This window comes from Vibrio sp. 14G-20 (assembly GCF_026241515.1).
In the GTDB taxonomy this organism is placed as follows: Bacteria; Pseudomonadota; Gammaproteobacteria; order Enterobacterales; family Vibrionaceae; genus Vibrio.
In genome coordinates this window covers 1-561 of sequence record NZ_JAPHPW010000064.1, presented here as the reverse complement: position 1 = coordinate 561, position 561 = coordinate 1, and the positions used below count along the sequence as shown (strand labels likewise).

1 tRNA gene is annotated in these 561 nt (G+C 38.3%); it reads left to right on the top strand.

The window, feature by feature from the left end:
- The first annotated feature begins 110 nt into the window (after positions 1-110).
- Positions 111-186 (top strand) — tRNA-Glu (locus tag OQJ75_RS22445).
- The last annotated feature ends 375 nt before the right edge of the window (positions 187-561 follow it).

The window sequence follows — 561 nt, the reverse complement described above, 5'->3', positions numbered from 1 at the left end:
TAACAAGGTAGCCCTAGGGGAACCTGGGGCTGGATCACCTCCTTATACGAAGATACTCACGATAAGTGTCCACACAGATTGATATGTTTAAACAGTTAAGAGTAACCTATGTCCCGTTCGTCTAGAGGCCTAGGACACCGCCCTTTCACGGCGGTAACAGGGGTTCGACTCCCCTACGGGATACCATCTTTAAGCACATTTATTTAAGTGTTTTTAAAAATGGTTCATTTATTGAATCAAGCTCTTTAACAATTTGGAAAGCTGACTGATTTGATTACTTACGAGTAATTCAAATCAAATTTAAAAGTTCTCAATGTTTATCTTTCATTAGATAAACACAACAAACACATTCAAGTGTCTTGTATTCGAATCAAACTTTAGTTTGATTCACAATTGAGTCCGGCAAACAGTCATTGAGAATTAACCCTTCTTAATGACAACCAAAAACCTTGGTTAGTTGCCATACGTTTATTTGTCTTCACTTTTTAAAGTGAAAGCAAATAGAAACCCTTTCGGGTTGTATGGTTAAGTGACTAAGCGTACACGGTGGATGCCTTGGCA